Source organism: Pseudonocardia abyssalis, from assembly GCF_019263705.2.
GTDB classification, from domain to species: Bacteria; Actinomycetota; Actinomycetes; order Mycobacteriales; family Pseudonocardiaceae; genus Pseudonocardia; species Pseudonocardia abyssalis.
The window spans coordinates 5,961,946-5,981,031 of the sequence record NZ_JADQDK010000001.1 but is presented as its reverse complement, the minus strand read 5'-3'; the positions used below and the strand labels follow the sequence as shown (position 1 = coordinate 5,981,031).

Here is a 19,086-nt window from a genome sequence, read left to right as displayed (position 1 = left end):
GAACCGGCGCAGCTGCGGTGTCGGGGACAGGCGCGCTCGTCGCAGCAGGACCTGCGGCGGCAGCGGGCCGGCGGCCGCGGGTCACGGGTTGAGCCCGATCACGCGCACGCCGCTGGCCTTCCAGCCCTCGTCGGTGCGGGTCATGACGACCTCCAGTCGTTGCCGGTTGGTCACCGGCTCCCCGTCGGGCGGGGTGGTGAGGATGTCGGTGGACACCAGGACCGTGGCGGTGCCGCCGGCGAGGTCGAGCGTCGCGACGGCGGAGTCCAGCGGGCGGGCCTCCGTGCTCCGCCGGGCCTGCTGGATGGTCTCCACGAACGCCGCGCGGCTGCGCGTCAGCTCGGCGAGCAGCGGCCCGGTCGCCACCTCCTCCCACCGGTCGATGCCCTCCTCGGCCGTGTCCGGGGACAGGGTGTTGAGTACCGCCGCGGCGTTCTCGGCGTCCAGCCGGACGGTGTCCCGGGCGCGGGCCACGCCCGCGTCCTCCGACCCGGCGGCCAGGGCGAGCGCCACGCCGAACCCGGCGGCGCACAGCACCCCGCACACCGCGAGGACGAGCGCGCCGGTGGCGAGCCGACGCCACAGCGGGCCGGCCGCCCCGGCCTCGGGTGACCCGCCGGACGGGTCGAGGGCGGGCTCGATGTCGGTCACGGTCATCGCTGCGCCTCCAGTGGTCCGGCGATCGTCGCCGGGGGGCCGGGGAGCCCGGCGGCGCCGGCCAACCCGGGGACGTCGTCGTCCTGCCCGGCGGACAGGCGGGTGCCCGTGGGCCGGAACCCGCCGGGCTCGGTCGGTTCGGGGGCCGGACCGTAGTCGGGGGCGTTCCCGTCGCCCCGCACCCCGATGGGGCTGGGGGAGGTCTCCGCGCAGCGCGCCTCGTAGTTGGCGGGCATGTCGTCGGAGGTCTCCGACCCCGGGCGGCGCACCGTGCCCTCGTAGCCACGGGTGCACACGGGCGGCTCGGCCAGGTTGAGGTCGAGCTGGATGTTGCCGATGCCGTCCTCGGGCACCACGCTGAAGCTGCCCGCCGACATCACCGGGAAGGTGACCAGCAGCTGGCGCAGCCCGTCGGTCCGGGGCTCCAGCAGGCGCGAGGTGGTCAGCAGGTCGGCGAGCAGGCCCTCCAGGGGTGCACCGGTGTCGGTGAGCACGTTCCGGACCTCACCGGCGAGCTGCGGCAGCGTCCGGACCAGCCCGCGCAGGTCGGGGTCGGAGGTCCGCAGCTGCTCGGCGACCAGCCGCAGGTCGTCGCTGAACGAGCGGACCTGCGGAGCCAGGTCGTTCTGGGTCTGCAGCACGGTGCGGGCGTCGCGGATCAGCTGCAGCGTCGGGTCCTTCGCCTCGATGGCCGCCCGGGTCAGGGCCTGGCCGTCCACCACCAGCGACCGCAGCGCCGGACCGGTGTCGGAGAACGCCAGACCCAGCTCCTCCACGACCGTGCTCAGGTCGTCGAGCGGCACCGATCGGACGAGGCCGTCGGCACTGGCCACTACCTGCTCGATCGGCAGCGGGACGCTGGTCCGGCCCACCGGGATGATCGATCCGTCCGCCAGGGCCGGGCCGCCGGTGGCGTCCGGGCGCAGGTCGAGGTACTGCTCGCCGACCGCCGAGCGGTTGACGACCACCGCGGACGCCGAGGCCGGGATGTCCGGACCACCGCGGTCCATCCCCAGGACCGCGGTGACCCCGCCGGGGCGCAGCTCCAGCCGGTCGACCCGGCCCACCGGGACGCCGCGGTAGGTGACCTCCGCGTTGGCGAAGATCCCGCCCGACTCGGCGAGCTCGACGTCGACGCGGTAGCCGTCCAGGCCGACGAACCGGCCCAGGTCGGCGTAGCGGATGCCGGTGTAGGAGACGCCGAGCACGGCGATCAGCAGGAAGACCGTGACCTGGATCCGGACGGTGCGGGTGAGCATCAGCCACCTCCGATGACGGCGCCGAGGAGGTCGCCGAGGCCGCCCTGCCCGCCGCCGCCGGGCAGGGCGGGGATCGGGACGGGCGGGATCTCCCCCGGTGAGGCCGGCGGTGGCTGCTCGACGCCACCGGCCTGCGGCCCGCCCAGGATCTCCGGGTCGAGGATCGGCTGCTGGGTCCGGCCGAGGTTGCCGAGGATGTCGGTGAGGTCCCCGCTGACCCGGATGAATCCGTCGACGTAGTCGCCCTGCTCGGCCCGGATGTACTCGTCGTGGAACGGGTAGGTGGGCACGACGGAGAGGCTGACGGCCAGGTCCTCGGCCGAGACGGCCAGCTGCTCGAGCGTGGGGGTGAGCAGCCGCAGGTCCTCGACGACGTCGTCCTGGCTGCGATTGATCACGTCGACCCCGACGTCGCTGAGCCGGTCCAGCGACGCCAGCATGCCGACCAGCTCGGTGCGCTGGGACTCCAGGACGGCGAGGCCCGGGCCGATCCCCTCCAGCACCGCGGCGATCTGCCCGGTGCGGGCCTGCAGCTGCCCGCCGAGCGCGTTGAGCGAGTCGAGCGCGCGCACGATCTCCGCGCGCTGCTCGTCGAGCCCGCCCACGAAGGTGTCGAGGTCTCCGAGCAGGGCCCGGACCTCGGTCTCGTTGCCCTCCAGGGCCGCGTTCACCTCCTGGGCGATCGTGCGGACCTGCTCGACGGCCCCACCGTTGAGGACCATGGACAGCGCGCCGAGGACCTCCTCGACCTCCACCCCGCGGTCGGTGGCGGCCAGCGGGACGACGGTGCCGGCGGCGATCCTGCCCGTCGCCCCCTCGGGCACGGAGATCGACACGTACTTCTCGCCGAGCAGGCTCGTCTGCTGCAGGCTGAAGGTCGCGTCATGGGGCACCGCCACGTCGCCGGGCAGGGTGACGAGCACGTCTGCGGTCCACCCGTCCGCGGCCAGCGCGACGGACTCGACGCGGCCGACCTCGACCCCGTCGACCTTGACCATGGACCGCGGCACGAGGTCGAGCACGTCCTGGAACTGGACCGTCACCGTGTAGGGCCGGTCACCGACGTCCGCGCCGCCGGGCAACGGGAAGTCGTACACGCCGCCGCTGCCGCAGCCGGCGACCAGCACCGTGAGCGGGAGTGCGACGAGCGCGGATCGGAGCCGACTCATCGGCTGCCCCCTTCGGGCTGGTAGAGACCCGTCCGCTCGTCGCCGGGCTCGGGGAACAGCGACAGCGGCAGCGACCCGAGGTCGCCGGTCTGCAGCGCCGTGAGCACCTCGGTCCCGGTGGGCAACCGGACGACGTCGTCGAGCACGTTCTGCACCGGCCGGCACAGGTCCTCGACCTCCTCGGTGACCTGTCCCTCGGGCTCGGGCAGGATCCGGTCCACCAGATCGCAGGCGGTCAGCAGCGGCGGGTAGGCCAGCTCGTTGACGTTGAGCCGGGCGTGCAGGGTGCCGCTGGACGGGTCATAGGTGTTGAGCAGGTTGTTGAACGCCATCGGCCCGACGTCCAGGATCTCGGCGAGCGCGTCGCGTTGCTCGACCAGTACCCCGGTGACCGACACCAGCTGCTCGACGTCGGTGTCGAGCGCCTCGCGGTTGTCGGCCACGAACCCGGCCAGCGTGCCGAGCGCGGCCGCACCCTCGCGCAGGGCCGCGTCGAGCTGCGGGCGGTCCTCCTCGAGGAAGCCGCTGACCTGCGCGAGCTGCTCGGTGAAGGCGCGGACGTCGTCGTCGTTCGCCGCCAGCGTGCTGGTGAACTCCTGCAGCCCGGCGATCGTCCCGAACAGCTCCTCGCGCGACCCGGACAGCGTGGCGGTCGCCCCGGACAGCTCGGTGATCGTGTCGCCCAGCAGCGCACCGTTGCCGTCCAGGTTGTCCGCTCCCACCTGCAGCAGCTCCGACAGCGCCCCGTCGCGGTTGGCACCCTCGGGGCCCAGTGCGGTGGTCAGGTCGTCGACCGACGAGACGATCTCGTCCAGCTCGACCGGCACCGCGGTGCGCTCCAGCGGGATCACCGCCCCGTCGGCGAGCCGCTCGCCGCCGGTGTAGGCCGGGGCGAGCTGCACGTACCGGTCGGCCACGAGGGTGGGGATGACCACGGCCGCGAGCGCGTCCGCGGGGACATCCCATCCGTCGTCGAGCTCCAGCTCGGCACGGACCCGGTCACCCTCGGGCACCACCTCGGCGACCCGGCCGATCGGGACACCCAGCACCCGCACGTCAGACCCGGTGTAGAGCCCCACCGCCGAGCCGAAGTAGGCGGTGACCCGGCGCGGCTCGGGCCCGCCGAGGGCCGCGGCGACGCCGAGCGCGACCAGCACCGCGATCGCACCGACCGCGATCGGGCGGGAGTGCTGTTCGATCCAGGACCCGGCGCTCACAGCGTGCACCCCTCGGAGTTGATCGGGCCCACCGACGGGGGCGCGATGTTGCAGAAGTACGCCTCGAACCAGCGGCCGTTGCCGATGATGTTCGCGCCCACCCGGATGACCGGTGCGAGACGCTCGATCCCGAGGGCGAGGTTGTCGCGGTTGCGCTGCAGGATCGCGGTGATCCGCTCCAGCTCGGCCAGTGCCGGGCCGATCTGCTCGCGGTTGTCCTCCACCAGCCCGGTGAACTGCGCCGACATCCGGCGCGCGCCGGCGAGGAAGGAGTCGATCGCCTCCTGGCGCCGGGACAGCTCGGCCAGCAGGAGCTCGCCGTCGGAGAGCAGCCGCGCGAAGGTCTCGTCCCGGTCCGCGAGCACGCCGCTGACCGTGTTCGCCCCGTCGAGCAGCGACGCGATCTCGGCGTCCCGGCTGGAGATGGTGCGGGAGAGCCGCGACAGCCCGTCGAGTGCCCCGCGGACCTCCTCCGGGGAGTCGGCGAACGTGTCTGCCACCACCCGCATGCCCTCGGCGAGCTGCGCGGTGTCCAGCTCACCCACCGTGTCGCTGAGGCCCTCCAGCGCCTGGGTCACGTCGTAGGGCGAGCGGGTGCGCTCCAGCGGGATCGTCGCGCCGGGCTCCAGGGCGGCCGACCCCGCGGGCTCGACCGCGAGGTACTTCTGACCCAGCAGGTCCTTGATCTCGATGGACGCCGAGCTGGCGTCTCCGACCCAGGCCTCGTCGGCCGTGAAACCGACCCGCACGCGGTCCCCGGCCAGCTCGATCGACTCCACGCGGCCGACGCTGACCCCGGCGACCCGGACCTCGTCGTCGTCGCGCAGCCCTGCCGCCTCGGAGAACTCGGCGTGGTAGCTGGGACCGCTCCCGATCACCGGGAGCTCGTCGACGAAGAAGGCACCGAGGATGAAGGCGACGATGACCGTCAGACCGATCACCGCCGTGGGGATCCGGTTGCCCTCGAGGAGGAATCTCATTGCACGCACCTCGGCTGCGGCGCCAGCACCGTGGCGTCCGGGTAGATGTCGGTGAGCTGGACCGGCTCGATGCCCATCGCCGACCAGCCGATCTGGGTGGACACCGAGCACAGGAACAACGAGAAGAAGCTGCCACCCTGGCTGAAGTTGCGCACCATCTTCTCCGCCTTGATCGGCAGGTTCTGCAGGGCGGGCTCGATCTCGCCCTCCTGGTCGGCCAGCCGGCGGGACAGGTCACCGAGCGCGGCGATGTCGCTGCGCAGCGCGGGACGGGCCTCGTCGAGCAGGCCGGCGGTCGTGTCGGTCAGCTCCCCCAGCGCCGCCACGGCGTCGCCGATCGGGCGGCGGTCCTCGGCCAGCCCGCTCACCAGCTGCTGGAGCTGGGTGAGCACCGCGCCGAGCTCGGTGTCCCGGTCGGCGACCGTACCCAGCACCTCGTCGAAGTTGGTGATCACCTCGCCGATCACCGCGTCGCGGTCGGCGATCGCGCCGGTCAGGTCCGCGGTGCGGGTGAGCAGGCTGCGGATGGTGCCGCCCTCACCCTGCAGCACCTGGATGATCTCGTAGGAGAGCTGGTTGACGTCCTGCGGCGAGAGCGCCTGGAACAGCGGCCGGAACCCGTTGAGCAGGGCGGTCAGGTTGAGCGGGCCGGTGGTGCGCTCCAGCGGGATGGTCGCGCCGGGTTCCAGCGCCGGTCCGGGGGCGGCGTCGCCGCGCCCGATCGCCAGGTAGCGCTGGCCCACCAGGTTGCGGTACCGGATCGCGGCCGTCGAGGTCCCCGGCAGCGACCGGTCGGCGAGCACCGTGAACCGCACCTCGGCCAGGGTCTGCTCGACCACCCGGATGTCCTCGACGGACCCGACGCGGACTCCGGCGATCCGCACGTCGTCGCCTTCGACCAGCCCGGTGACGTCGGTGAACCGCGCTGTGTAGCTCGTCCGGTCCCCGGGGCTGTAGTTGGTGATGACGATCGCCAGACCGGTCGTGGCCACGGCCGTGACCACGATGAACACGAGCATCTTCACCAGCGGTGCGACGACCCCACGCAGGTCGACACTCATCGTCCGCCTCCGATCAGGTTCGCCACGGGGTCGGTCTCGCTCTGGTAGCGCGGGGGCAGCGGATGGTCGGACCCGTCCTCGATCGGCCCGCCGGGCAGCGAGTACTCCGGGTGCTCCCCACCGGCGTACTGAGAGGCGTTGATCCCCTCCGGCGGTCCGGGGACGCAGTACGGGGCCCGGTCGTCGACGTAGCGGGCCTCGTCCTGGCCCGGCACGTACTTGCCTCGGCTGCCACCGACCTCGATGTCGAGGTAGAGGCCGGGGAACTCGCGCCCGCCGCCCCACAGGCGGGCGAGCCGCTCGTCCATCACGGCGAGGTTGTCGAAGGTGCAGGCGAACACGGGTGAGTACTGCGCGAGCAGGCCAAGGGTCGGGTTGGCCGCCGCCGCCAGCTCGACGACGGTGGTGCCGTTGAGGTCGAGGAACTGCGTCAGGTCGTCCGACGCGGTGGTGACCATGGGATAGAGCGCGGCGAGCTGCGCCTCCAGCTCGGCGACGGTCCGGCTGGTGACGGTCAGGTCCTCGGCGGCGTCGAGCAGGTCCGGGGCCGCGTCGGTGTAGAGGTCGGCGGTGTCGGCCAGCCCGCTGATGTCGGCCTGCAGGTCCGGCAGGACGGTGTTGAGCTCGGCGACGTAGTCCTGCAACAGCACCGCTGTCTCCCCCAGGTCCGCGCCGTTGCCCGACAGCGCCGTGGACACCGCGTTCAGCGTCATCGCGAGGTCCTGCGGCTGGACCTGGCGCAGCAGCGGGAGCAGGCCGTCGAGCAGGCGCTGCAGCTCGATCGCGCTCGATGAACGGTCGAGGCCGATGACCGCGCCCTCCGTCAGGGGCGCTGTCGTCGACCCGGTGGTCGCGAGGTCGACGAACCGCGGCCCGAAGAGGGTCTTGGGCACCAGCCGGGCGGACACGTCGGCCGGGATCTGATCCACGACTGCGGGGTCGAGTCCGAGCCGCACCTCGACCAACCCGTCGCGCTGGGTGATGGACTCGACGGCGCCGACGATCAGTCCGTCGAGCTTGACGTCGGCGGACTCCTCGAACTGGTCGGGGAGCTCCGTGAGCTGCAGCGTCACCGGCACGACCGGGGTGAAGGCCTTCTGGTACAGCGCCACGGTGAGCACCACGGCGCCGATGACCATCGCGATGAACCCGACTCCGAGCATCCGGATCGCGGTCCGGCTCCATTGCCCGCTCATCCGGCGATCCGGACGGTGGTCGTGGAACCCCAGATGGCCAGGCTCAGCATCAGGTCGAGCAGCGTCACCGCGACCAGCGAGGTGCGCACCGCGTTGCCGACGGCGACGCCGACGCCGGCCGGCCCGCCGCTCGCGGTGTAGCCCGCCCGGCAGTGCACCATGATCACCACCACCGCGAAGAGGAGGACCTTTCCGAAGGACCAGAGCACGTCGCCCGGCGGGAGGAAGAGTTCGAAGTAGTGCTCGTAGGTGCCGGCCGACTGTCCGTAGAACAGGGTCGTGACGACCTGTGAGGAGCCGTAGGAGGACACCAGCCCGATCACGTAGATCGGGACCACCGCGACCAGACCGGCGACGACGCGGGTGGTCACCAGGAAGGGCAGGCTGGGCACGGCCATCACCTCGATGGCGTCGATCTCCTCGGAGATGCGCATCGCACCCAGCTGCGCGGTGAAGCCGCAGCCGACGGTGGCCGAGAGCGCGATACCGGAGACCAGCGGCGCGATCTCGCGAGTGTTGAAGTAGGCGGTGATGAAACCGGTCAGCGCCGCGGCACCGATCTGGTTGAGCGCGGCGAAGCCCTGCAGGCCCACGACGCTGCCGGTGAAGAAGCACATCGCGGTGACCACGCCGACGGTGCCGCCGATCACCGCGAGCGCACCGGAGCCGAAGCTGACCTCGGCCAGCAGCCGGATCACCTCGCGCTTGTAGCGCCGCACGGTGCGCGGTCCCCAGGCGAGGGTCCGCAGGAAGAACAGCATCTGGCTGCCGAGGTCGTCCAGCCACCGGACGGGGGCACCGGCAGCACGCCGCAGCCGCGGGTCGACGAGCAGGCGCAGGTTGTCGCGTTCGGCGGACATCACGATCCCTTGGGCGGGACGACCTGCAGATAGATCGCCGTGAGGATGAGGTTGAACAGGAACAGCAGGAGGAAGGAGATGACCACCGACTGGTTGACCGCGTCCCCGACGCCACGTGGGCCCGGCGGGGTGTTCAGGCCCCGGTAGCTGGCGACGATCCCGGCGATCAGCCCGAAGAGTGCCGCCTTGATCTCGCCGATCGCGATGTCGGAGAGCTGCGAGAGCGCGGAGAACGACGCGATGTACGCCCCGGGCGTGCCGCCCTGCAGCACCACGTTGAAGAAGTAGCCGCCCAACACGCCCACGACGCTGACCATCGCGGAGAGCACGACCGCGACCAGCATCGCGGCCAGCACCCTGGGGACGACGAGCCGCTGGATGGGGGAGATGCCGAGCACCTCCATCGCGGCGATCTCCTCGCGGATGGTGCGGGCGCCGAGATCGGCGCAGATCGCCGAGCCGCCCGCCCCCGCGATCAGCAGCGCGGTGACGACCGGCGCCGCCTGCTGGACGATCGCCAGCACGCCCGCCGACCCGGTGAACGACTGTGCACCCAGCTGCTCTGTCAGCGACGCCAACTGCAGGGCGATCACCGCACCGAACGGGATGGACACCAGCGCGGCCGGCAACATCGTCACGCTCGCGACGAACCACGACTGCTGGATGAACTCCTTGGTCTGGAACGGGGGGCGGAACAGGGCACGGCCGACCTCCCGCGCGAGCGCCAGGAGCTGCCCGATCTCCTGCAGGGCTGTGCTACCAGGGAATCGACCTGCTGCGGTCACCGCGTCCCCTCGTTCCGCTCGTGGCCCGGAGATGGACCGTGATGCTGGTCTCAACGGGCCGGGCAGGCAGAGGTAACGGTCATCGCCCAAAATAGTTAGCCGCGGTTAACGCCCGGTGCGCTCGGCGACAGTTGCGCGACGGGGGAAGTCGCGTCAGCGCACCGCGGAGCGCGGGTCGACGTCCGAGCCGAGCCGGGCGCGCAGAGCCGGGTCCGTACGGGCACGGTCGAGCAGGTCGAGAACCAGCAACGGGTCGGCGTCGAGCCGGTCGACCGGCAGCGGCAGCCCGCCGTTCCAGGTCGGGACCTCCTCGGCCGACCACGGCCCGTCCGTCCCCCGTCTGCGCATCGCGGGCGCGCTCGTCACCACCCCGATCAGGCGTCCGCGGTACGGCGCCCGGGCCACGATCGAGACGACGGCGTCCCACTCCACAGCCACCGATCCGGACGGCGAGCGGTACTCGAGCCCGGCCGGGACGACGACGAGCTCCTCGACGCCGTGCAGCCGGCGGACCGCCGCCGCGACCGGCCAGGCGACGCCGAGCAGCCCGAGGCATGCCACGACCCACGCCGGGCCGGGCGCCAAGAGCAGAGCCCCGGCGGTGAGGGCGACCGCTCCCGCCGTGACGGCCGAGGCGACGGCGACGCCACGGGCCCCGGGCACGGCGACGCCGTTCTCGTCGAAACGCTCGGAGCGCCCCCGAACCACGGTCAGCCGCCGCGGGCGGTGCGCCGCCGCGGCGACGATCCCGATCACCGCGGAGCCGACGAGCGCCACCCCGGCGAGCACGAGCACCGACCCGATCACGGACCCGACGTCGTCGCGACCGATGCTCACCACGCCCGTCCAGAGCAGCAGCGCACCGAATCCGAGGACGCACCCCGAGCGCAGGACGAGCCCGATCATCGACCGCTTCGGCCACTCCGCGGGCCAGCGCACCCCGGCCACGGCTTCGGACATCGCGCCTCCCCCGCTCGGATGTCGACACCGTATCGGACCCCGGTCTCGTGCCGGATCGGGTCCGGCCTCGTTCAGAGCGTGCGCGAGATGATCTCCTTCATGATCTCGTTGGTCCCGCCGTAGATCTTCTGCACCCGCTGGTCGGTCCACGCACGGGCGATCCGGTACTCGCTCATGTAGCCGTAGCCGCCGTGCAGCTGTACACATTCGTCGATCACGCGCATCGCACGCTCGCTGGTCCACCACTTGAGCATCGCGACCGTCGGGATGTCGAGCTCCCCGGCGAGGTGCTTGGTGATGCAGTCGTCGAGGAACACCCGGCACACCCGGGCCTCCGTCGCGGCCTCGGCCAGGGTGAAGCGGGTGTTCTGGAACGAGAAGACCTCACGGCCGAACGCCGAGCGATCCTTGGTGTAGCGGACGGTCTCCCGCACGGCCATCTCCATCGCGGCCACCGAGGTGATCCCGATGAGCAGCCGCTCCTGGGGAAGCTGCTGCATCAGCTGGACGAAGCCCTGGCCCTCGGTACCGCCCAGCAGGTTCCCGACCGGGACGCGGACGTCGTCGAAGAACAGCTCGGCGGTGTCCTGGCCCTTGAGCCCGACCTTGTCCAGGATCCGCCCGCGGCGGAAGCCCGCGCGCTCGGCCTCCACGACGAGCAACGAGATACCCTGCGCACCCGCCGCGGGGTCGGTCTTGGCCACCACGAGGACCACGTCGGCCTGGCCACCGTTGGTGATGAACGTCTTCGCGCCGTTCACCACGTAGTCGTCGCCCTCACGAACCGCTTTCGTCTGCACGTTCTGGAGATCGGATCCGGTGCCGGGCTCGGTCATCGCGATGGCGCCGACCCACTCCCCGCTGGCCAGCTTCGGAAGCCAGCCCAGCTTCTGCTGCTCGGTCCCGTAGGCGAGCACGTAGTGCGCCACGATCGCGTTGTGCAGGGCCACTCCCCAGCAGCTGTCCCCGCAGGCGGCCTGCTCCTCGATCAGCACGGCCTCGTGCGCGAAGTTGCCGCCGCCGCCGCCGTACTCCTCGGGGATCGACAGGCACAGCAGGCCGACCTCCCCCGCCTTGTTCCACAACTCCCGGTCGACCTGCTTCTGCTCCATCCAGCGGTCCTGGTGGGGAGCCAGCTCCTTCTCGCAGAACGTGCGGGCCATGTCGCGGAAGTCGTCGAGGTCGGTGTTCATCCACGGGGATCGGGTGGCGCTCATGGTTCCTCCGGAAGGGCTGGTTCGGACGTCAGGCCGGACGGCCCGGCGCGACGGGAAGGCGGGCGAGGCCGCGGAACGACAGGCCGGGACGCCAGGTCGCCGTGCCTGCGGTGGCCAGCTCGGGGAACCGGGCCAGCAGGCGGGGGAAAAGCTCGACCGCCTCCAACCGGGCCAGCGGTGCCCCCAGGCAGAAGTGCAGGCCGCCGCCGAAGGAAAGGGGCGCGGCCTGACGGCGGGTGATGTGCAGGGAGTCCGGATCGGTGTAGACCTCCGGGTCACGGTTGCCGGCGCCGAGCAGCATCAGGACGACCTGGCCTGCCCCGACCTCGACGTCTGCGACCGCGGTGTCGACCAGTGCCGTCCGGCCGTCGGTCTGCACCGGGGCGTCGAACCGCAGCATCTCCTCCACGGCGTGCCCGGCCAGGCCGGGACGCTCACGCAGCAGGGCGGCCTGCACCGGCGCCCCGAGCAACGCCGCCAGGCCGTTGCCGATCAGGTTGGTCGTGGTCTCGAAGCCCGCCGCGAACAGCAGGATCGCGGTGCCGACGCACTCGTCGTCGTCGAGTTGGTCCTCGCCGCGCGCGGTGGCGAGCCGGCTGAGCAGGTCGTCGCCAGGGCGTCGTCGCTTCTCGGCGAGCAGGTCGCCGACGTAGGCCGCGAGCTGGTCCTCGGCGTGCACCGCGGCCTCCACCGCAGCGACGTCGGCGCTGGGCTCCAGCGGGGCCACCAGGTGCCGCACCCACGGCGCGGCGACCGCGAGGTCGATGTCCGGGACACCCAGCAGGTCGCCGATCACCCCGACCGGCAACGGCAGGGCCAGCTCGGTGACGACGTCGAGGACGTCACGCCCGGCGAACCCGTCGAGCAGCGCGTCGATCCGCCGCACCACCGCCGGGCGCAGCGCCTCGACGTGCCGAGGGGTGAACACCGACGACACCAGCCGCCGCAGCCGGGTGTGGTCGGGCGGGTTGCGGAACAGCATGGTGCGACGGAACCGGCGCAGAGCCTGCCGACGCAGGTCCTCGGGCACGGCGGCGAGTTGGAAGCCCAGCGACTCGTCCATCTTGCCCAGCGCCCGGTTGCGTAGCGCCGCCTCGCAGTCGCGGTACCCGCTGAGCACGAGCAGACCGGCGGCGGTCCGCAGCCGCGGTGCCCGTTCGCGCAGGCGCCGGTACCCGGCGTACGGGCCGGGGGCCCCGTGGTCGGTCAGCAGCACCTCCATCAGCGTCTGCTCCGCGTCCGGGTCGGCCCCCGCGAGCCCCTGTGCGATCACGCGGTGAGCCGGGTCAGGCGCACCGGGAGCCCGTCGGCCGGGACGGGCAGCGAGGTGTTGTCCCAGCGGGGCCGGTACCCGGGCTCGACGCTCCACCGATGCGTCCGCAACATCTCGTGCAGGATCGCGGTGACCTCCAGTGTGCCGAACGCCATCCCGATGCACTTGTGCACGCCACCCCCGAACGGGATCCAGGCGTCGCGATGCGACCTGTCCTCGTTGCGGGGCTCGGCGAACCTGTCCGGGTCGAAGGTGTCGGGGTCGGTCCAACAGCCGGGGTCGAAGTGATTCACCGCTCCGGCGACCAGAACCAGCGTGCCCCGGGGGATGTGGTGGCCCAGCAGGGCGGTGTCGGTGACCGTGCGGCGCATGACGACCGGGACCGGCGCGACGAGCCGCAGCGACTCCTTGACCACCAGATCGAGCGTGCGCAGGGTGCGCAGGGCGGCCATGTCCAGGGGCGCATCACCCAGGGCGAGTGACTCCTCGCGCGCCCGTTCCTGCCACTGCGGGTTCGCCGCGAGGTAGTAGGCCGCCGCGGCGCTGGTGATGGTGGAGGTGTCGTGCGCCGCCATCATCAGGAAGATCATGTGGTTGATGACGTCGGCGTCGCTGAAGGCCTCCCCGTCCGGTGTACGGGCCTGGCACAACGCCGAGAACAGATCGTGGCCCGGTTGCGCGCGTTTGCCCGGCAGGTTCTCCGCGAAGTAGCTCTCCAGGACCGCCCGGCCACGCAACCCCGCGCGCCAACGGGTGCCGGGCACGTCCCACTTCACCAGAGCGCTCGCCGCGCGCACGCAGTCGACGAACGCTCGGTTGATCCGCTCGGTCTCCGGCCCCGTGCGCTCGTCCATGAAGACCCTGGTCGCGACGTCGAGAGTCAGACGCTTGAGCTCGGGGTAGATCCGGACGGATCGGTCGGTGGGCCAGGTCGGAACGGTGTCGCGGACGCACGGAACCGTCTGGTCGACGTAGCCGGCGAGCCGGTCGGCCGTGAAGGCATGCTGCATGACGCGGCGGTGCGCGCGGTGCTCGTCGAAGTCGAGCAGCATCAGTCCACGCCCGAAGAACCGGTCGATCAGGTAGCGCCACCCGTCCTGCGAGTAGGCCTTGTCCGCGTTGGCCAGCACCGCACGGGTGGCTTCCGGGCCGGCGGCCATCACCACGCGCTCGCCTAGGAAACCGGTCCAGGACACCGGCCCGTAACGGGCGTGCCGGGCACGGGTGAAGTCACTGCCGTACCGGATGTACTCGAGCGTGCGCCCGAGCACCGGCAGACCCTGGTGACCCGGAACGGCCGCCAGGCCGGGCGGCGCGGTGGCGAGATCGACCGGGCGACCGCGGACCGCACCGCGCAGCACTGCGGCATCGACGGAAGCCGGCAGCGGCGCCAGCAACACCGTGGACAGCCGCTCGCGAGCCGCCCGGACCATCTGCGGGACCATGAGTACCTCCGAAGGAATGAATGGCACCACGTTAGACACAGATGCAAAATGTGTCCAGCGCCTTGACTCAGTAGGCTCTGGCGTCGAGACTCCGTGCATGGTCGCCCGTTCCCTCGCCGAGCGGACCCATCGACTCATGCGCGATGAGGCCCTCGACGTCGCCGCCCACCTCCTCGTCGCGGGTGGGTGGCGGGGCCTGCGGCTGCAGGACGTCGCCGACCGGGTCGGGGTAAGCCGGCAGACCCTCTACAACGAGTTCTCCAGCAAGCAGGGCCTGGCCGGAGCCCTGGTCCTCCGACTCACCGAGCAGTTCCTCGACAGTGTGGAGGTGGCGCTCGGCGGCGAGCGGGATCTCTACACGGCCTGGGTCGCGGCCGTACGGATGACGGTCCGGCGTGCCGGCGACGATCCCCTGCTCCGCGCCATCCTGACCGGCCACGGCAGCGAGGAGCTCCTCCCCCTGCTCACCACGCAGAGCGAGCCGGTCGTGCAGGTGGCGCGCGACCGGGCGAGCACCTTCCTGCTGCAACGCTGGCCCGAACTGGACCCGCGCGACGTCACCACCGCGTCCGAGGTGGCCACCCGGCTCGCCATCAGCCACGTCGTGACCCCCCTGCACGACGCGTCGACGGTGGCCGAGCAGATCGCGACCGTGGTGACACGCTTCCTCGGCCAGGATCCGGAGCCCGGCCCGGCCGCGTGAGTCCTGGATGGACTCCATCCGCCGGTTCACCTCGTCCAGCGCGGTGGGCGGCGTGCGGTCGCGGCCCCCGGTGGCAGCCCCGAGCGCGGCAGCGACGGGGATCCCGGGCCCAGCGGGCCGGAGCGGGTCAACGCCTGCCGCGGCCCAGCGCCCATGCCCCGCCGACCGCCGCCATGAGGAGGGCCCGGTCACGGCGGCGGGCCCGCATGTCGGCGCGGTCCTCCTGCAGCGAGCCCCGGCGGTGCGCGTCGCCGATCCGGAACGTCAGGTCCTTGTCGACGACATCGGCGAGGAACGTGCGGGCGGCGTGCGGGACCTCGGTCGCCGCGAGCAGGGTCTCGACCCCGGTACGGATCGCCAGGTTCGGCGACAGGTAGTCGCGCGTCATCGCGAACAGGATGTCGTTGAGCTCGTCCTGGAACACGTCGACCATGGACAGGTGCGGCGCGAGGTAGCGCACGCAGCCGTCGATGTTGGCGAACGACTTGGTGATCAGGGCGATCATCGGGCTGGTCGCCACGCCGCGGGCGGTCGCGAACCGAAGCACGTTGGTCAGGGAGACGCCGAGGTTGAGGTTGTCCATCGACGCCCCGCCAACGGTGGGGAGGTAGCGGGTGACGTCGCTGGCGAAGCCGGGCAGGTCGGCCCACGTGGTCGCGCGGCCGAGCTCGAGCCAGGAGCGGGCGAACCCGGCGCCGTCGTTGAGCGCCATGTTGAGCAGCAGCAGCGCCAGCGCGACCGACGTGCGGGTGTCGACCTTGCCGACCATGCCCCAGTCGATGATGTAGGCCGGGGAGCCGGGCTGGACGAAGACGTTGCCGGGATGGGGGTCGGCGTGGAACACGCGGTCGACGAAGAAGCTGCGGTAGGACCACGCCAGCAGCTGGCGGCCGATCTCGTCGCGCTCGTCGTCGGCGAACCGGTCGCGGTTGACGTCGCGGATGGACCCGCCCGAGGCCACCGTCTGCACCAGCACCTGCGGGGTGTCGTGCACGACCTCGGGGATGCGGAGGCGGTCGAACCGCGCCACGGTCGGTCGCCCGAGCTCCATGTTCTCGGCCTCGATCCGGAAGTCCAGCTCCGGGCGCATCGCGGTGAAGATGACGTCGAGGATGGCCTCCATGTCGATCACCTCGTTGAACCGCGCGGTGCGCTTGGCCACCATCCGCACGGCGCGCTGCAGCACGACCATGTCGTCCTGCATCGCCTCGCGGACGGCGGGCCGCTGGATCTTGAGGACCACGTCCTCCCCGTTGCGCAGCGTGGCCTTGTACACCTGCGCGAGGGAGGCCGCGCCGAGCGGCCGGTCCTGCTTGATCTCGGCGAACATCTCGCGCCAGGCGGGGCCGAGGTTGGCCTCGAGGACCGGCTCGAAGTCGGCGAAGGGCCGCACGGTGACCTGCTCGTGCAGGTTCTGGAACTCCTCGATCATGGCCGGCGGGCAGAGGTCGGGCCGGGTCGAGAGCATCTGGCCGACCTTGATGTAAAGCGGCCCGAGGTCCTCCAGCGCGGCCCGCACGGCCCGCGCGCGGCGCCGCGAGCCGTCGACGTTGCCCCTGCCGCCGCGCCGGATGCCGACCGAGCCGGCCACCTCGCCCGCCACGAGCCCGGCGAGCACCCGCGCCACCAGGCGGACGCGGTCGCGGGTGGCCATCAGGAGCGCCGGTGCGGCGCACCGGAGCGCCCGAGCAGTGCCTGCTCCGCCTGGTAGGAGCGTTCGGCCTGCCCCACGATGCCGTCCAGGACGAGGTCGACGTGGTCGACGAGGATCTGCCGGAGCAGGAAGTGCAGGCGGGCGATCATGCCGTGCTCGCAGGTGATCGCGCCCCGGTAGCCGACGCGCACGGCGCCGGAGCCGACGTCGGTCAGGGTGAGCGTTCCCGCGTAGCCGAGAACCAGCTTCGGCGCGGTGAGCTGCACGGCCACCTCCCGTCCCGGGACCACGGGGGTGACCGCGGCGCTGCCGGGGATCTTCCACTGCACCGGACCGACCTTGAGCCGCGCGTCGAAGGCGGCGGTGAGGTCCGCGGAGTCGGTCTCGTAGGCGATGACCTCGGGGATGCAGTCGAGGTACCCGTGCACGACGCTCACCAGCGGCCAGACCCGCTCCGCCGGGATGGCGAACGACCGCGTCTCGTCGGCCTCAATGCGCATCGTGTTCCATCCCGTTCCGATCGTCGGATCGATCGCGCCGGTCACCCGGCGCCTCCCTGGCCCGCCGCTCGGCCGGCCGGTCCGGGCGGATGGCGCCCGCCCAGGGGTCGCGGGTCGACGGGCCGCTGCCGAGCACGGCGGGCAGCAGTGCCGTGACGGCATCGCGCAGAGTACCCAGACCCTGGGCGAGGGCGCCCGAGGACTGTTGCCGCGCCTGGTGGCGCAGCAGGTCGGCCAGCACCAGACGCGTGCAGTCGGTGCCGGTGTCGTGCGCGACCGCGGTGAACGTGCCGCCGGACCGGACGTGGTCGGCCAGGCGCTCGAAGGCGACCACGTGCCGCCCGTCGAGGTCGTAGAGCCCGGCCTCGTCACGCCGCAGCCGCATGGGCGGACACTCCATCGTGGTCCTCCTACGGAGCGGCGGTGGGCCGCCGGGACGGCCCACCGCCGGGGGGGTGCACCGATCAGCGGGTGGCCGTGGTGGCCGGCTTCGCCTTGGCCAGGGTGTCGACCTTGGCGCTGAGCTCCGCGAGCGAGGCCTGGAGCCGGGCCAGGTCGGCGTCGGTGTGGTCGTCGTCCTCGTTGGACACGGCCTTCGAGACACCGGTGCGGACGTCGGACTCGACGTCACGGCCGCGGTCGATGAGGTCGTCGACGAGGTCCTTGCTGTTGTCGACGACGTCCTGCAGGAACTTGGTCAGGGAGTTGGAGCGCCGAGCCATGTGATCTCCTTCGTCGGGTCGTGCCGGCGGCAGGATGCCGTCGGTTCCCCGGCCGCGGTGGCCGGAAGTCGTTGCGCGGGTTCAGACCGCGGCGGGTGAGGTGGCGGGGAGGGCGTCGCTGGAGTGGCCGGGGGCGAGGGACGCGTCGGGGTCGAGGGCGACCGCGGCGTTGTTGACCGCCGTGGCGACCTCCCCGAACCCGACGGAGATCAGCTTCACCTTGCCGGGATAGGTGGTGACGTCACCGGCGGCGTAGATCCCGTCCAGGTTGGTGCGCATGGCGGTGTCGACGCGGATGGACCGGCCGTCCAGCTCCAGTCCCCAGTCCTTGATCGGCCCGAGGTTCATCAGGAAGCCCAGCGCCGCGACCACGACCTGGGCCGGGAGCACCTCCGGCTCCTCGCCCTTCGCCTGGACCTCGATGCCGTCGACGGCACCGTTGCCCCGCACCGCGTTCACCGTGGCGTCGAGGATCAACCGGCAGGCGCTGGCGCGCAGCAGCTGCACGGAGTGCTCGTGCGCGCGGAACTGCAGGCGACGGTGCACCAGGGTGACCGAGGTGGCGCGGGGCAACGCCGCGAGCGCCCAGTCCACCGCCGAGTCACCGCCTCCCACGACCACGACGTCCTTGCCGTCGAGCACGTCGAGCTGCGGCACGAAGTAGCGCAGCCCGCGGTCGAGGAAGTCCTCGGCCGAGCACGGCAGCGGCCGCGGGGTCACCGCGCCCACCCCGCTGGTGATCACGACCGCCCCGGCGTGGATCCGCCGTCCGGTGGCCGTGCGGATCGTCCACCGCTGCCCGGAGCGCTCCAGCTCCACCGCCTGCTCACCCAGGACGTAGGTCGGGTCGAACTGCGCGGCCTGGCTGGCCAGGCCGTCGACCAGCTGTTGGCCCCGCACGGCCGGCAGGCCCGCGACGTCGTAGATGTTCTTCTCGGGGTAGATCGCGCTGACCTGTCCACCGAGCTGCGGTTGGGCGTCGAGGACGGCGGTGCGGAGCCCGCGGAAGCCCGCGTAGTAGGCGCCGTACAGGCCGGCCGGGCCGGCGCCGATCAGCAGCAGGTCGACGTCGATGTCGTCGGGCATGGCAGTGGCTCCTTCGCGGACCTCAGTCCTCGTCCTTCTCGAATCCGGCGACGAAGCTGGTGTCGGTCAGCACGTCGACGTTCGAGGAGCCGCCGGGCGACCCCACCTCGTCGAACAATGCCTTCGCGGACTCCTGGAACGGCTTCCACTCAGCCGTGACCTTCTGGCCCGGCACGATCGCCTCGACCGGGCACACCGGCTCGCAGGCGGCGCAGTCGATGCATTCCGTGGGGTGGATGTACAGCATCCGGCCGCCCTCGTAGATGCAGTCGACCGGGCACTCCTCGATGCACGACTTGTCCATGACGTCGACGCACGACGGGCCGATCACGAATGCCACGG

Annotated in this window: 20 protein-coding genes; 1 reads left to right on the top strand and 19 read right to left on the bottom strand. The window is 72.0% G+C overall.

Features of this window, described 5'->3' with window-relative positions:
- Positions 1-81: 81 nt before the first annotated feature.
- The 13 genes from I4I81_RS29485 to I4I81_RS29425 all read right to left on the bottom strand — a co-directional run bounded on the left by I4I81_RS29485 (position 82) and on the right by I4I81_RS29425 (position 14,079).
- Positions 82-657 (bottom strand): nuclear transport factor 2 family protein, encoded by a 576-nt coding sequence (locus I4I81_RS29485; RefSeq protein WP_218601252.1) that lies wholly within the window; start codon positions 655-657, stop codon positions 82-84.
- Positions 654-1,916: an MCE family protein gene (locus tag I4I81_RS29480; RefSeq protein WP_218601251.1), complete on the bottom strand. Its 1,263-nt coding sequence runs from the start codon at positions 1,914-1,916 to the stop codon at positions 654-656. Before I4I81_RS29480 ends, I4I81_RS29485 begins: the two co-directional genes overlap by 4 nt.
- Positions 1,916-3,085 (bottom strand): MCE family protein, encoded by a 1,170-nt coding sequence (locus I4I81_RS29475; protein ID WP_218601250.1) that lies wholly within the window; start codon positions 3,083-3,085, stop codon positions 1,916-1,918. Before I4I81_RS29475 ends, I4I81_RS29480 begins: the two co-directional genes overlap by 1 nt.
- Positions 3,082-4,302: an MCE family protein gene (locus I4I81_RS29470; protein WP_226363628.1), complete on the bottom strand. Its 1,221-nt coding sequence runs from the start codon at positions 4,300-4,302 to the stop codon at positions 3,082-3,084. The genes I4I81_RS29475 and I4I81_RS29470 overlap by 4 nt, the downstream gene beginning before the upstream one ends.
- Positions 4,299-5,282 carry an MCE family protein gene (locus I4I81_RS29465; protein ID WP_218601249.1) on the bottom strand — a complete coding sequence of 328 codons (984 nt, stop codon included), beginning with the start codon at positions 5,280-5,282 and terminating at the stop codon, positions 4,299-4,301. The genes I4I81_RS29470 and I4I81_RS29465 overlap by 4 nt, the downstream gene beginning before the upstream one ends.
- Positions 5,279-6,343: an MCE family protein gene (locus tag I4I81_RS29460; RefSeq protein ID WP_218601248.1), complete on the bottom strand. Its 1,065-nt coding sequence runs from the start codon at positions 6,341-6,343 to the stop codon at positions 5,279-5,281. The genes I4I81_RS29465 and I4I81_RS29460 overlap by 4 nt, the downstream gene beginning before the upstream one ends.
- Positions 6,340-7,539, bottom strand: coding sequence for an MCE family protein (locus tag I4I81_RS29455; protein ID WP_218601247.1), 1,200 nt, complete (start codon positions 7,537-7,539; stop codon positions 6,340-6,342). Before I4I81_RS29455 ends, I4I81_RS29460 begins: the two co-directional genes overlap by 4 nt.
- Positions 7,536-8,399 (bottom strand): MlaE family ABC transporter permease, encoded by an 864-nt coding sequence (locus tag I4I81_RS29450; RefSeq protein WP_218601246.1) that lies wholly within the window; start codon positions 8,397-8,399, stop codon positions 7,536-7,538. The genes I4I81_RS29455 and I4I81_RS29450 overlap by 4 nt, the downstream gene beginning before the upstream one ends.
- Complete coding sequence (locus I4I81_RS29445) at positions 8,399-9,184, bottom strand: MlaE family ABC transporter permease (RefSeq protein ID WP_218601245.1); 786 nt, start codon at positions 9,182-9,184, stop codon at positions 8,399-8,401. Before I4I81_RS29445 ends, I4I81_RS29450 begins: the two co-directional genes overlap by 1 nt.
- A gap of 153 nt (positions 9,185-9,337) precedes the next feature.
- A complete protein-coding gene (locus I4I81_RS29440; protein ID WP_218601244.1) occupies positions 9,338-10,144 on the bottom strand; it encodes a PH domain-containing protein in 807 nt (268 codons plus the stop codon).
- A 71-nt stretch (positions 10,145-10,215) separates the two neighbouring features.
- Positions 10,216-11,361, bottom strand: coding sequence for an acyl-CoA dehydrogenase family protein (locus I4I81_RS29435; RefSeq protein ID WP_225924727.1), 1,146 nt, complete (start codon positions 11,359-11,361; stop codon positions 10,216-10,218).
- A gap of 28 nt (positions 11,362-11,389) precedes the next feature.
- Positions 11,390-12,634 carry a cytochrome P450 gene (locus tag I4I81_RS29430; RefSeq protein ID WP_218601243.1) on the bottom strand — a complete coding sequence of 415 codons (1,245 nt, stop codon included), beginning with the start codon at positions 12,632-12,634 and terminating at the stop codon, positions 11,390-11,392.
- Entirely contained in the window at positions 12,631-14,079 is a 1,449-nt protein-coding gene (locus I4I81_RS29425; protein ID WP_218601242.1) for a cytochrome P450, read from the bottom strand. The genes I4I81_RS29430 and I4I81_RS29425 overlap by 4 nt, the downstream gene beginning before the upstream one ends.
- A 97-nt stretch (positions 14,080-14,176) precedes the next feature.
- On the opposite strand from I4I81_RS29425, the gene I4I81_RS29420 reads away from it, so the two are divergent.
- Positions 14,177-14,782 (top strand): TetR/AcrR family transcriptional regulator, encoded by a 606-nt coding sequence (locus I4I81_RS29420; protein ID WP_218601241.1) that lies wholly within the window; start codon positions 14,177-14,179, stop codon positions 14,780-14,782.
- Between the two features lie 127 nt (positions 14,783-14,909).
- Here I4I81_RS29420 and I4I81_RS29415 read toward each other — a convergent pair whose 3' ends face one another.
- The 6 genes from I4I81_RS29415 to fdxA form a co-directional block, all read right to left on the bottom strand.
- Complete coding sequence (locus I4I81_RS29415) at positions 14,910-16,436, bottom strand: ABC1 kinase family protein (protein ID WP_218601240.1); 1,527 nt, start codon at positions 16,434-16,436, stop codon at positions 14,910-14,912.
- Positions 16,436-16,936, bottom strand: coding sequence for an SRPBCC family protein (locus I4I81_RS29410; RefSeq protein WP_218601239.1), 501 nt, complete (start codon positions 16,934-16,936; stop codon positions 16,436-16,438). The genes I4I81_RS29415 and I4I81_RS29410 overlap by 1 nt, the downstream gene beginning before the upstream one ends.
- Entirely contained in the window at positions 16,926-17,321 is a 396-nt protein-coding gene (locus I4I81_RS29405; RefSeq protein ID WP_218601238.1) for a hypothetical protein, read from the bottom strand. The genes I4I81_RS29410 and I4I81_RS29405 overlap by 11 nt, the downstream gene beginning before the upstream one ends.
- A gap of 79 nt (positions 17,322-17,400) precedes the next feature.
- Complete coding sequence (locus I4I81_RS29400; RefSeq protein ID WP_218601237.1) at positions 17,401-17,658, bottom strand: hypothetical protein; 258 nt, start codon at positions 17,656-17,658, stop codon at positions 17,401-17,403.
- Between the two features lie 81 nt (positions 17,659-17,739).
- Positions 17,740-18,744, bottom strand: a complete 1,005-nt coding sequence (locus I4I81_RS29395) for an NAD(P)/FAD-dependent oxidoreductase (RefSeq protein WP_218616478.1) — start codon at positions 18,742-18,744, stop codon at positions 17,740-17,742.
- Between the two features lie 22 nt (positions 18,745-18,766).
- The gene (gene fdxA, locus I4I81_RS29390; RefSeq protein ID WP_218601642.1) at positions 18,767-19,084 is read right to left on the bottom strand and encodes a ferredoxin; all 318 of its coding nucleotides are present in this window, start codon (positions 19,082-19,084) and stop codon (positions 18,767-18,769) included.
- Positions 19,085-19,086: the final 2 nt, after the last annotated feature.